This is a genomic window from Pseudomonas sp. MSSRFD41, assembly GCF_014230245.1.
Classification (GTDB): Bacteria; Pseudomonadota; Gammaproteobacteria; order Pseudomonadales; family Pseudomonadaceae; genus Aquipseudomonas; species Aquipseudomonas piscis.
This window is the reverse complement of record NZ_JACKZK010000007.1, coordinates 57,023-69,511: the sequence shown is the minus strand read 5'-3', so window position 1 is coordinate 69,511 and position 12,489 is coordinate 57,023. Positions and strand designations below refer to the sequence as shown.

Below are 12,489 nucleotides of genomic sequence, written 5' to 3'. Positions count from 1 at the left end.
AGGCCCGACGCGCCGACAACACCAGCGTCTGCTGCGCAGCCGTACGCAGCCTGCGGCAGCGGCTACACGAAGCCAGCAGCGGCGGTACGTCTCAAAAACCGACGCTGGCCTGGACGAAGAAGGTCCGTGGCGCGCCCACGTAGATCCCCGAGTTGTTGTCGCTGGAGCGGGTGTAGTACTGGCGGTCGAAGACGTTCTTCACCCCGGCTCCCAGCTTGAGGTTCGACAGCTGCGGGCCGAAGTCATAGCCACCACGGATGTTCCACAGCACATAACCGGGCATGTCGCCGTACTGGCCGTCGGCGCTGCCCTCAGTGATGTAGTGGCCGGTGAAGCTGCCGTTGCTCTTCACCCCGGTGCCTGGCGAACGCTGCCCGGACTGGGCGAAGGCATCGATGTTGTAGGTCCAGTGGTCGATGTCGTAGCGCAGCCCGAGGGTGGCCACCTGGCGCGAATAGAACGGCAGGTCGCGGCCCTTGAAACCGGGGATCTGGCCTTCGTAGCTGGCCCGGGTATAGGTGAAGCCGGCGTTGGCGGTCAGGCCGTCCAGGCGCGGGTCCAGGGCAGCGAGATCGTAGTGCATGGAGGTTTCCAGACCCTGGTGCTTGGTGGCGCCGAGGTTGGTCCAGCCCACGTCGTTGCTGATGTATTGCAGTTCATCGTCGAAGTCGATGTAGAACAGCGTCACCTCGCCACCCCAGGCATCGTCGTTGTAGCGCGTGCCGATTTCGTAGGTCTTGGCCTTCTCCGGACTCAGGCCATTGGCGGTCTGGTCGCCCTTGCCACCCTGGCCCAGCTGGAAGTACTGCAGGCTGCCGAAGGAGGTCTCGTAGTTGGCGAACAGCTTCCAGGCATCGGACAGGTGGTACATCAGGCTCAGGGCCGGCAACGCCTCGTTGCTGTCGATGCTGCGGCGCTTCTCCTGGACCCGCGCGCCATCGGTGCCCGGCACCGGCCGGTCATGCCAGCGGGTGCTGATGTCCTCGAAGCGGATACCCGGGGTGATGGTCCAGTTGCCGACGTCGATCTTGTCGTCGATGTAGTAGGCATGGGCCTCGGTGCCGCCGGTGCGATCCTGGTAGACGTGGCCATCGGAATCCTTGGTCAGCACCGGCTGGTTGTTCACCAGGGCCACGCGACTGGCCTGCTCATGCATGCCTTCCTTCAGGTAGCGATAACCCACACTCACCTCCTGGGTGGTGGGCCCGAGGTCGAACACCTGGGACACCCGGGGCTCGATGCCGAAGGTGTAGTAGGTGCGCGGGTAGGACACCAGGGTCTTCTGGTCGCGGGCGGCGATGTTGCTGCCCCGGAAGCTGTCGGAGTAGTAGGTCAGCACCTCGAACTGGGTACGGTCGTCCACCTGGCGCAAGTACTTGAACGACACATCCTTGCGCCGGCCACTGAAATTGTCCCAATCCCGGTCGGAGTCGTAGGGGTGGGCGTCGTACTGCTTCTGGGTCAGGCCGCCGGGCATGTCGGCGGTGGCATCGTAGTAATGCAGGTTCAGCGAGAAATCGTCCTGGTCGGTGGGCGCCCAGTGGGTCTTGAGGATCACGTCGTCGATGTCGTTGCCGTTGTTGCGCTCGCGATAACCGTTGCCATTGACCCCGGAATACAGCAGCGCCACCCCCAGGCCGTTGTCGGCAGTGCCGCCGAGGAACGCCGTGTCGATATGCTTCCAACCACCGCGCCGCGAGGTTTCCAGGGTGGTGCCGATTTCCCCGGTGGCTTTCTCCGGAATGGCCCGGGTCACGAAGTTGATCACCCCGCCGACGTTCTGCGGCCCGTAGCGCACCGAACCGGCGCCGCGCACCACATCGATGCTGTCCAGGTTGCCCGAGGAAATCGGCGCCATGGACAACTGCGGCTGGCCGTAGGGGGCGAAGGCCGCCGGCACACCGTCGATCAGCACCGTGGAGCGCGGCGACAGGCGCGAGGTCAGGCCACGCACGCCGACGTTGAGGGCGATATCGCTGCCACCAGTACCGTTGGCGTCCTGCACCTGCACCCCCGGCACCCGGCGCAACACATCGCCGACGTTCATCGCGCCCTGCTCGACCATGGCCTCGCGGCGGATCACCGTGCGTGCCCCCGGATGGTTCCGGACTTTCTCGGCATCGGCATCGGCCAGCCAATCGCCCACCACGCTGATGCTGGTGGAGTCCAGTTGCAGGCTACCGGCGGCGGCAGTCGGGGCCGGGCTCAAGGTCACCGAGCTGCCGTCGATCCGGTACTGCAGGCCGCTACCCTGGAGCAACTGGCCCAGGGCCTGCTCCGGGGAGAGGTGGCCCTCCACCGCCGGGGCCTGCTTGCCGGCCACCAGCTCGGGGCTGAAGAACAGTTGCAGCGAAGTCTGCAAACCCAGCTGGCCCAGGGCCTGGCCCAAGGGCTGGGATTGGATGTGGATGGCATTGGTGCCCTGTGCGGCCTGAGCCTGGGGCCATGCGGCCGACACCGCCAGGGCCAGCGCCAGAGGCAGCCAGCGGCGGGTGGGCAAGGGTGATACGGCAGGAAGAACGGTTATTTTCGTCACGTCGGCGGCTGTCCCGTGGATCGCACCAGGGTGCGTCTGTTAATGCAAACCAGTTGCGTTGGACAAGAAGACGACGAACTGAAAAAAAACCTGAATCTAACGGGAAAAAATTTCCTGGCTGCCGTCGGCCCGGGTGCGTACCGCCACCGGCAGGATGCTCGGCAGGGCTTTGAGCAGGGCGTCGGTGTCATCGGACTTGAATACGCTGGTCAGGCGCAATTCACCCAGCGCCGGGCTGGCCAGGTGCAACGGCTGCTGGCGGTAGCGCGCGACCTCGGCCAGCACATCGGCCAGCCGGGCGTTGTCGAACACCAGCTTGCCGTGGCGCCAGGCCGTCGAATTCTCGGGATTCACCGCGTAGGCCGTGGCCACCCGGCCCTGGGCGTCGACATGGGTCCCAAGGCCCGGGGTCAGGGTGATGAAGTCATCGACGCCAGCCTGCCGGCCCTGGACCTTGACTCGCCCCTGGGCCACCACGACCCGAGTCTGTTGCGGATCGCGGCGCACGTCGAAACGGGTCCCGGTCACCGTGACCTTGCCCGGGCCGGCATTCACCACGAAGGGTCGGGCGCTGTCGTGCTCGACGCTGAACAGGGCCTCGCCCTCCTCCAGCTCCACCAGGCGCTGGTCCTGGGCATAACGGACCTCAAGCCGGCTGCGGCTGTTGAGTTCGACCTGCGAACCGTCGGGCAAGGCCACCAGGCGCCGCTCGCCCAGGGCGGTGGCGAAGCTGGCGCTATAGGACGTCGTCGGGCCCAGGCCGCTGAACGTACCCAGGGCCACCGCCACGGCCAGCACCGCAGCGGCCGCGGCGACGCGCCACCACGGGCGCCGCCTGCCGGTTGCCGCAGGCTCGGCGCACAGGGCCTGCAAGCGCGCCACCGGCACCAGCTCGGCAGCGGCCCACAACGACTGCAGCACTTGCCACTCATGGCGGTGTTGCGGGTGCTCGACCAACCAGTGGTTAAAATCCGCCTGTTGTTCCTGGCTCAGCCCGGGCTCTTGCAGGCGCACGAACCACTGCGCCGCCTCATCGCGAACCCTGGCCTGTCCACAGGCACAAGCGCGGCTGTCCATCATGCGGATTCCTGTTTGGCAGAGGGTGAAGAAGCCTTGGGATTCATGGCAGCGGCCCATCCAGGCGCTCGCGCAGGTGCCGCAGGGTGCGGATCATATACTTTTCCACCATGTTTTTTGACAGCCCCAGGCGCTCGGCGATCTCGGCCTGGGTCAGGCCCTCGATCTTCTGCCAGACGAACACCTTGCGGCAGTTCACCGGCAATTCGCCCAAGGCCCGTTCGACCGACGCGGCCAATTGCAACGCCTGCATGAAATGTTCGGGATCGCCGCTGGGCGACACGCCAAGCTGGGCCTGGTGTTCTTCCAGGCCGGCGCGCCGGTCTTCACGGCGAAAGGCATCCACGGCGATATTGCGCGCGGTCTGGTGCAGGTAGGCCCGCGGCTGTTGCACGCTGGCGGCGTCGGATTCCAGCACCCGGACGAAGGTGTCGTGGGCCAGGTCCTCGGCCTGCTGGCGATTGCGCAAGCGCCGGGTCCAGGTGCCGATCAACTCTTCGTAATGCTCGAAAAAGCCTGGTCTGCGGGGCGGCTTGGCTGTCATCGCGATGCGCTGGAAAGATGGGGCGGGAATAGTAATGCTTCGCATTAATGCCGGCAATGGACGTGCCGACCGCTCGCCTCCTAGCGGCTATAGAACCTTGGTGGTTCGACGAACAGGTGGGTCTGCCCGGCCACCAGCCAATCCCCCAGGCACGGTTGCAGGTGGGCCAGGCAATGCAGCAACTGCCACGCCTGGGCATACGGAAAGTCCAGCAGGCGCAGGCTCAGTCCCATGTCGCCCTACCCTGGCGGATGCTGCGCAGGCGCAGGTTCCAACCGAGATTGAGCCCGGCAGCGGCCAGCAGGATGGCCGCGCCGCCCAGGACCTGCAGCCAACCCAGTCGGTGGCCGAAAACCAGCCAGTCCACCAGCACCGCCACCAGCGGATAGATGAACGACAAGGCCCCCACCAGCACCGTGGACAGCCGCTGGATGGCGCCATAGAGCAAGGTCGACATCAAGCCGGTGTGGATCACGCCGATGGTCACCAGGTAGAACCAGGCCTCGCCGGCGGGCGCTGGCAGCGAAACCAGCGCGAAGGGCGCGCTGAGCAGTATGCCGAGCAGCATCTGCAGCAGCACGATCAAGGGCGCCGGGACTTCGCGCAGATGCTTGGTGGTGGCCGCGGCGATGGCATAGAAGAAGGCCGCGCCCAGGGCCAGCAGGACACCAAGCAGGTAGTCGCCGCCGACCATCCCCGAGGCAGGCCGGGCATAGACGATGGACAGCATCCCGGCGAAGGCCAGGGCCAGCCAGCCGAGCTTGCCCGGCGTCAGGCGCTCGCCGAACAGCAATGCCCCCAAGGCCACCAGCATGAACGGCTGGGTGTTGTAGACCACGGTGGCCACCGCGATCGACGCCTGGCTGTAGGCGCTGAACAACAACACCCAGTTGAGCATCAGCGCGCAGCCGCCCAGGGCGATCAGCGCCACTTGGCGCCCGCTCAGGCGCAAGCCACGCAACAGGCCCAGGCCGGCGCAAGCCAGCAGCATCGCCAGCGCCCCGAATACACAGCGCCAGAACACCACCACCCAGGGCGCCTGCCCCGAGCCCACCACCAGCCAGCCCACGGTGCCGGAAATAGCCATGGCCGCGAGCATTTCCAGGGTTCCGCGAGTCTTGGTCTGCATCCTGTGCTTCCTATTTGCTGGCGCCCGGGGGCGACCCGGTATGAGAAACTCCGGGACACGACGAGCGATATTCACTAAAACGAACGATAGATCAACATAATGAACAGAACGATTTATGCCCGTCAAGCACTTCAAGGATGATTTAATAGACGTTATGAACGATAAAACGAACGAAATGCACGAACTGTCCCCCATCGGCCTGCTGGCCCATGCCATCAAGCGCGAACGCCTGAACGCTGGATTGTCCGTCTCGGAGCTGGCCAAGCGGGCCGGGGTGGCGAAATCCACCCTGTCGCAACTGGAAGGCGGGGTGGGCAATCCCGGCATCGAGACACTGTGGGCTTTGGCCATGGCCATGGGCTTGCATGTCACCAAGTTCCTGGAGCAGCCCGCCCCGCAGTTGAAGGTGATCCGCGCGCACGAAGGCATGACCGTGCACGCCGAAGATGCACCCTATGCCGCCACGCTGCTGGACAACTGCCCGCCCGGGGCGCAGCGCAACCTGTACCGGGTGCTCGCCCAGCCCGGTCGGCCCCGACACTCCCGGGCCCACCCACCGGGTACGGTGGAGCATGTGCTGCTGTGCCGCGGCCGAGCCCTGGCCGGCCCGCTGGACCAGCCGCTGAGCCTGGAGCCCGGCGACTACATCAAGTACAGCGCCAGCAGCGCCCATCTGTTCGAGGCCCTGGAACCGGACACCCTGGCCCTGGTCGTGATGGAACATCCCTGATCAGCGCAGTGCCCTCGGACGGCACAGGTATTTATCTGTGCCGTCGAGTCTGGAATCATCCCCCTCTCCCCACAGGATCGAAGCCCGATGCCACTTCTACCGCGCCTGACCACCACGCTGCTCGGGGTGCTGCTGGGCAGCCTGGCCGCCCACGCCGCCCAGGCTCCCGAACCGCATATCTACTACAGCCTGGTGCCCGGGCATTACCTGTTCATCGGCAAGGAGCCCGACGGTGGCCCGACTTACTCCGGCACGGCGGTGATCCGCTTCGAGAACCAGGCCCTGACCCTGGTCAAGACCCTCAATGGCCAGACCACCACGGCCATCGGCAAGGTGGAGCGGGCCGTGATGGGCGAAGCCGAAGTGTTGCGCTTCAGCTGGCCGGGGCACAGTTCCACCTGCCTGGTGCGCGGCGACCTGGACAACTACTCGCGCCTGACCTGCTATTGGATCAAGGCCGGGATCGAGCACCTGGAACCGGGCCTGGAAGCCTACTTCCCCACGGAAACCTGGCCCGGCCACCAGCACGAGTGATGGCCGCCCCTACCAGTTGTGCTGGTTGTTACGTGACGGGGTGAGCAGGCGCTGGGCCAGGTGCGCCGCCGCCAATGGCGAGGCGCTGTGCAACAGCGGATACCCCCAGAACTTCTCGTAATTGCCGGCAAAGGCCTCGACCCCGGCCTGGGCCTCGGGCTCCGGGGCGACCACGATCATCGCCTTGATCCATCGCCGCAGCGCCGCCCTGTGGCGTTTCATCCACAACGATCCCTGCTTGAGCAAGGCCAGGCTCTGTTCGCTGGCGCGCTCTTGCGGATCGGGCATGCCCTCGCTCAACAGGACGAAGGCGTGGCCGCGCTCCATGAGTTGCTCGAGTTGCTGGAAGGGGTCGGTTTCAAGGTCCGGGCCGGGGGCGGCGTTACGCATCCAGACCAGGGGGAAATGCTGGTGATCGAAGTACATGGGACACCTCATGATGGCTTCCAAACAAGAATGCCTATCATCTTCGAGAGAAAAACTGTCCGCATCAGTCAAGATCGACAAGTTATTGATCAATCCAGCCAAAGATCCCCGCCAGGCCGCCGCGTCGTGTAGCCGCTGCCGCAGGCTGCGCACGGGCGCATAGCGCTTGCAGATCCCGGATGGTCGGTCGATCGCTGAAGGCCCTGCGGGCCTTGGCACAGCCTCGCAGGCTCGGCGGCTACAGGAATAGCTGTGAATCGGGGTTACAGGTCGCTGTCCAGGACTTGGCGGCGCTCGGCGAAAAAACGCCCGGGCGGCTGGCCCACGGCCTTCTTGAACATGCGGATGAAGGCGCTGGCACTGTCATAGCCCAGGTTCAGCGCCACCCGCTCCACCGAATCGCCGCGCCCCAGTTGCTTGAGCCCCAGCAGGATATGCAACTGGCGCTGCCAGCGCCCGAAACTCAGGCCGGTTTCGGCCAGGATCAAGCGGCTCAGGCTGCGCTCGCTGAGACCGATCAGCTCGCCCCACTGCTCCAGGCTCAGGCGCCGCTGCGGCTGTTCGAGGATCTGCTGGGCCAGGCGGCGCAGTTGCCCATGCCGGGGCATGGGCAGGTGGATCTGCTCCCGTGGGGCAACGGCCAGTTCGTCCAGGGCCACCGCCATCAATCGCCCCTGGGCGCCGTCCAGATCGTAGAGCTGCGGCAACTGCGCACAACGACGCAACAGCTCCTGCAACAAGGGTGAGACCGCCAGGGTACAGCAGACATCGGGCAGGTCCCGGGCCTGCTCCGGCTCGACGAACAGGCAGTAACCCTGGGCATGCTCGAGCCCCTGGACCCGGTGCGCGACCGTGCTGGGAATCCACACCGCGCATTGCGGCGGTGCCAGCCACAGGCCCTCGGCGCTTTCGCAGCTGAGTACCCCGGCCCGGGGAAACAACAACTGCGCCTTGCGGTGGCTGTGCCAGGGGCGCTCCCAGCGCTCCTCCTGGGCCGAGATGCGCAACACGCAAACCGGACGCGGGACGGCGTCCGGATCCTCAGTCTCGCGCGGTGGATCGAACCTCGACATGCCTGTCCTCGCGTCTTGTCTTCGAATAGCTCCAGCGATGCGGCGCTGCGCGGCAAGGCCGGTGATTGTGCCCAGGTCCCGGGACTTGGCCAAGCAACCTGAACCCGGAGTCACGTCCAGGGACAGCCGCAATCGACACTTCACGGGGCATGGCAAGCTACCTGCTCCAGCAGCCAGCCCTTGAAGGCGCTCATGGCCGCGGTTTCCGCCCGGGATTGCAGGCGGGTCAGCCAGTAGCTGCCGGTGACGATGCCTACCGCGAAGGGTCGCTGTATCACGCCGCTGGCCAGCTGCCGCTCGAACATCACCGGCGGCGCCAGGGCCACGCCCACGCCCTGCAGCGCCGCCTCGAGCATGCCCAGGGACGAATCGAAGACGATGCTTTGCGGCAACAATGTATTGGCCCCAAGGCCCGCGGCCTCGAACCACTGCGGCCATTCGTCGGTGCGATAGGAACGCAGCAGGGTCTGGCCCAGCAAGTCCGCCGGGGCCTGCAATTGGCGGGCGATCTGCGGCACGCACAACACCGACAGTGGCGCTTGCAGCAACTGCAACGCCTCGGTGCCGTGCCAGGCGCCGCTGCCGAAGCGGATGGCGTAGTCCAGGCCCTCGGCGGCCACGTCCACCCGGTTGTTGTGGGTGCTCAGGCGCAGATCGATAGAGGGAAAGCGCGCCTGGAAATCCCCCAGGCGCGGCAACAGCCAGCCCACGGCGAAGGTGCCCACCGCCCCCACCGTCAGCACCTCGCGGTAGTGGCCGCCCTCGAAGCGCCCCAGGGTCTGGGCGATGCGGTCGAAGCATTCGCGCAGTACCGGCAGCAGGGTCTCGCCCTCGCTGGTGAGCATCAGCCCCCGGGGCAGGCGCTTGAACAGGGTGACGTTGAGCTGGGTCTCCAGGCTCTTGACCTGGTGGCTGACGGCGGCCTGGGTCACGCACAGCTCGATGGCCGCGCGGGTGAAGCTCAAATGGCGCGCGGAAGCCTCGAAGGCGCGCAGGGCATTGAGGGGCAGATGAGGTCTGAGCATATGAAAGCCTTAGTTTTTCTAATGGCTAGTGCGAGATATCGTCGTTTGTCGATCCCCCGCAGACTGCCTAAATTTGGCGGCGCTCGTGCGACCTTCACGCTGTCCTTCCCTGCCAGGAAAGAACCAGGGCCTTGTGCCCCGGAGCACTCAAGCCGCTCGCGCGGGCTGCGGAGCCGCTGGAAGCCTGCGGCCAATACCACTAAAAAACATGGAAAACCCACAATCATGCGGCAAACAACCTTGACCGGATTGGCCATGATCAGCGCCTGCGCGCTGCTCGCCCTCTCGCCCCAGGCCCTGGCCGAAACCAGTCCCGAGCACGCGCTGAAAGCCACGGTGGATGCCACCATCCGTCCCCTCATGCACCAGCAGGGTATCCCCGGCATGGCGGTGGCGATCATCGTCGGCGGCCAGCGACATTACTTTAACTACGGCATCGCCTCCAAGGACAATCAGCGACCGGTGGACAACGACACCCTGTTCGAGGTGGGTTCGGTGAGCAAGACCTTCACCGCGACCCTCGGCGGTTATGCCCAGGCCAGCGGCAAGCTGGCCCTGCAAGACTCCGCCAGCCTGTACCTGCCAGCCCTGCACGGCAGCGTCTTCGACGGCGTCAGCCTGTTGCAGCTGGCCACCTACACCGCTGGCGGCCTGCCGCTGCAGTTCCCCGACGAGGTCCAGGGCGAAGCCAAGACCCTGGACTACTACACCACCTGGAAACCCCGCTTCGAACCCGGCACCCAGCGCCAGTATTCCAACCCCAGCATCGGCCTGTTCGGCTACCTGGCCGCCCGTAGCCTGGGCCAGCCATTCGACCAGTTGATGCAAGGCTTGCTGTTTCCCAAGCTGGCCCTCAAGCACAGCTACATCCATGTGCCCAAGGACCAGCTGGAGCACTACGCCCAGGGCTACGACAAGCAGAACCGGCCAGTGCGCGTCGGTCCCGGCCCCCTGGACGCCGAAGCCTACGGGGTCAAGACCAGCGCCCCGGACCTGCTGCAGTTCGTTGCCGACAACCTGCAACCGGGCCAGCTCGACGGCACTCTGCAAAAGGCCCTGGCCAGCACCCAAAGCGGCTACTACCAGGTGGGCGACATGACCCAGGGCCTGGGCTGGGAGCGTTATGCCTACCCCGTGCCCCTGGCGCGGCTGATGGCCGGCAACTCGACACCCATGGCCCTGGAGCCGCATCCGGTGCAATGGCTGACCCCGACCCAGCCGCCCAAGGCCGACGCGCTGTACAACAAGACCGGCTCCACCAACGGCTTCGGCGCCTACGTCCTGTTCGTACCGGGCCAGCAGGTGGGCATCGTGCTGCTGGCCAACAAGAACTACCCCAACGAGGAACGGATCAAGGCCGCCCACAGGATCCTCGAAGCCCTGGATAACGCACGCTAAGGGCGCTCCTCGACGGCCCCCCGAGCCAGGCGCCACGGGCCGGCAACGGCCAGGTGGCGCCTGGCTTGTCGCCTTGGCCAGGGCGCCTAGACTCAATCAATCCCCCTCGACCGTTTACCCAGGCAAGGTTGGCCAGCGGCGGATCGGCTGCGCCATGACCGGGTCCGGGAGCCCGCGGATTTGCAGGCGCAGGCTTGCACGCTGAACCTTCCGCGCCGCTTTCCGGTCGATAACTGCAACCGGGCCGGGGTTGCCAGCGTCTTGCAGGCAACCGGCCGGGTACCCAAGCCGCCGGAGAGACGCCCCGTGATCACGACAATGCAAATCGCCAGAATCAAAGCCTGGGGCGCCCATGGCTTCACCGCTACCGGAGTGCTCAGCGCCCTGATGGCGACCCTGGCGCTGTTCGACAACCAGCCCAAGGCCTGCCTGTTGTGGCTGGGCGTGGCGCTGCTGGTGGATGGCGTCGACGGTTCCCTGGCCCGCAAGGTCAAGACCAGTTCGGTGCTGCCCAACATCGACGGCTCGGTGCTGGACCTGGTGATCGACTACCTGACCTATGTGTTCATCCCGGCGCTGTTCATCTACCGCTACATTCCCCTGCCGGAATACAGCGCCTTGCTGGCGACCTCGCTGATCCTGCTGTCGTCGCTATTGTGTTTCTGCAACGTCAACATGAAGAGCCACGACAACTACTTCCAGGGCTTTCCCGCCGCCTGGAATGTGGTCGCGCTGTGCCTCTACCTGATCGAGCCGGGCCCCTGGACCACCCTCCTGGGCATCGTCGTCCTGGCCCTGCTGACGGCCACCCGGGTGCAGTTCCTGCATCCGTTCCGGGTCCGCAAGTGGATGCCGGTGAACATCATCGTGACCTTCGTCTGGCTGCTCAGCGGTGCCCTGCTGATCCTCGGCCACCCGCAGCACAACCCGGCGATCATGGGCCTGTGGCTGGCCGCTTCGGCCTATTTCCTCGGGATCTGCCTATGGCGCTCGGCGCAGGAATGGCTGGGCAAGGCTTCTTGAAGCGACGCCGGGCCTGCGCCCGGCGCGGATGATCGCCGGGCCCGAATGGCCCGGCGCGAAAACTCAGAACGCCAGCTTGTAGCCGATGGAGAACAGCATCACCGCCAGGCACGGGCGCAGCAGTTCGTCGGAGACCCGGCCCGTCATGTGGCTGCCCAGCCAGATGCCCGGCAGCGAGCCCATCAGCAGGAACCCCAGCAGCTGCCAGTCCATGTTGCCCATGCTGGCGTGGCCCAGGCCCGCCACCAGGGTCAGGGGCACGGCGTGGGCGATCTCGGTGCCCACCAGGCGCTTGGTGGCCAGGAACGGATAGAGCAGGAACAGCGCCACGGTGCCCAGGGCCCCGGCGCCGATGGAGGTCAGGGCGACCATGGTGCCCAGGAGCAACCCGGTGACCAGGGTCAGCAGATTCAGGCCGCCGGCGCTGGGGCGGTAGTCGCCGCCGTGGCGCTGGGCGAAGGCCATGAGTTTTTTCTTGAACACGATGGCCAGGGCAGTCAGCAGCAGGACCACGCCCAGGCCTTGCTTGATCACCGCGTTCAGCGACTGCGGATCGGCATGCAGGTTCTTCAGGAACCACAAGGTCAGCAGCACCGCCGGCACGCTGCCCAGGGTCAGCCAAGCGGTGATGCGCCAGTCGATATTGCGGTTCTTCTGGTGCACCAGCACCCCACCGGACTTGGTGATGGCGGCGTACAGCAGGTCGGTACCCACGGCGGTGGCCGGATTGATGCCGAACCACAGCAGGATCGGGGTCATCAACGACCCGCCGCCCACTCCGGTCATACCCACGATGAAGCCGACGATCAGGCCTGCGACGACAAAACCGAAATTACCTACATCCATCCAATAAAGCCCTGCAGATCATGCGGCCAGGTGAAAAACTGGCGGCAGCATAGCGGCTAAACCTTATGACCATTTATATGAATAAAATCTAACGTTATAACCACTTTTGAATTTCCCATGCGCCCGACGCATGACAACCCCACCCCGC

At 65.6% G+C, this 12,489-nt stretch carries 13 protein-coding genes; 4 read left to right on the top strand and 9 right to left on the bottom strand.

Annotated features, from left to right (window positions below):
* Positions 1-91 precede the first annotated feature (91 nt).
* The 5 genes from H7A76_RS13235 to H7A76_RS13215 all read right to left on the bottom strand — a co-directional run bounded on the left by H7A76_RS13235 (position 92) and on the right by H7A76_RS13215 (position 5,286).
* Positions 92-2,536 carry a TonB-dependent receptor gene (locus H7A76_RS13235; RefSeq protein WP_185698908.1) on the bottom strand — a complete coding sequence of 815 codons (2,445 nt, stop codon included), beginning with the start codon at positions 2,534-2,536 and terminating at the stop codon, positions 92-94.
* Positions 2,537-2,632: 96 nt separating this feature from the next.
* Complete coding sequence (locus H7A76_RS13230) at positions 2,633-3,616, bottom strand: FecR family protein (protein ID WP_185698907.1); 984 nt, start codon at positions 3,614-3,616, stop codon at positions 2,633-2,635.
* Positions 3,617-3,656: 40 nt separating this feature from the next.
* Complete coding sequence (locus H7A76_RS13225; protein WP_185698906.1) at positions 3,657-4,157, bottom strand: RNA polymerase sigma factor; 501 nt, start codon at positions 4,155-4,157, stop codon at positions 3,657-3,659.
* 80 nt (positions 4,158-4,237) lie between these two features.
* On the bottom strand, positions 4,238-4,390 hold the full coding sequence (locus tag H7A76_RS13220) for a hypothetical protein (protein WP_022639787.1): 153 nt from the start codon (positions 4,388-4,390) through the stop codon (positions 4,238-4,240).
* Positions 4,381-5,286 (bottom strand): DMT family transporter, encoded by a 906-nt coding sequence (locus H7A76_RS13215; protein ID WP_185698905.1) that lies wholly within the window; start codon positions 5,284-5,286, stop codon positions 4,381-4,383. Before H7A76_RS13215 ends, H7A76_RS13220 begins: the two co-directional genes overlap by 10 nt.
* A 154-nt stretch (positions 5,287-5,440) precedes the next feature.
* Between H7A76_RS13215 and H7A76_RS13210 the strand changes: the two genes are divergently transcribed.
* Together H7A76_RS13210 and H7A76_RS13205 are read left to right on the top strand one after the other, a co-directional pair.
* A complete protein-coding gene (locus tag H7A76_RS13210; RefSeq protein ID WP_185698904.1) occupies positions 5,441-6,016 on the top strand; it encodes a helix-turn-helix domain-containing protein in 576 nt (191 codons plus the stop codon).
* An 87-nt stretch (positions 6,017-6,103) separates the two neighbouring features.
* Positions 6,104-6,550: a hypothetical protein gene (locus H7A76_RS13205; protein ID WP_185698903.1), complete on the top strand. Its 447-nt coding sequence runs from the start codon at positions 6,104-6,106 to the stop codon at positions 6,548-6,550.
* A 9-nt stretch (positions 6,551-6,559) separates the two neighbouring features.
* Here the strand turns inward: H7A76_RS13205 and H7A76_RS13200 are convergent, their stop codons facing one another.
* From H7A76_RS13200 to H7A76_RS13190, 3 genes are all read right to left on the bottom strand, one after another.
* Positions 6,560-6,976: a hypothetical protein gene (locus H7A76_RS13200; RefSeq protein ID WP_185698902.1), complete on the bottom strand. Its 417-nt coding sequence runs from the start codon at positions 6,974-6,976 to the stop codon at positions 6,560-6,562.
* Positions 6,977-7,239: 263 nt separating this feature from the next.
* Positions 7,240-8,049: a helix-turn-helix domain-containing protein gene (locus H7A76_RS13195; protein ID WP_185698901.1), complete on the bottom strand. Its 810-nt coding sequence runs from the start codon at positions 8,047-8,049 to the stop codon at positions 7,240-7,242.
* A gap of 140 nt (positions 8,050-8,189) precedes the next feature.
* The gene (locus H7A76_RS13190; protein WP_185698900.1) at positions 8,190-9,074 is read right to left on the bottom strand and encodes a LysR substrate-binding domain-containing protein; all 885 of its coding nucleotides are present in this window, start codon (positions 9,072-9,074) and stop codon (positions 8,190-8,192) included.
* A gap of 225 nt (positions 9,075-9,299) precedes the next feature.
* On the opposite strand from H7A76_RS13190, the gene ampC reads away from it, so the two are divergent.
* Entirely contained in the window at positions 9,300-10,472 is a 1,173-nt protein-coding gene (ampC, locus tag H7A76_RS13185; protein ID WP_185698899.1) for a class C beta-lactamase, read from the top strand.
* A gap of 306 nt (positions 10,473-10,778) precedes the next feature.
* Complete coding sequence (pcsA, locus tag H7A76_RS13180) at positions 10,779-11,495, top strand: phosphatidylcholine synthase (protein ID WP_185698898.1); 717 nt, start codon at positions 10,779-10,781, stop codon at positions 11,493-11,495.
* Between the two features lie 63 nt (positions 11,496-11,558).
* Here the strand turns inward: pcsA and H7A76_RS13175 are convergent, their stop codons facing one another.
* The gene (locus tag H7A76_RS13175) at positions 11,559-12,341 is read right to left on the bottom strand and encodes a sulfite exporter TauE/SafE family protein (RefSeq protein WP_185698897.1); all 783 of its coding nucleotides are present in this window, start codon (positions 12,339-12,341) and stop codon (positions 11,559-11,561) included.
* Between the last annotated feature and the right edge of the window lie 148 nt (positions 12,342-12,489).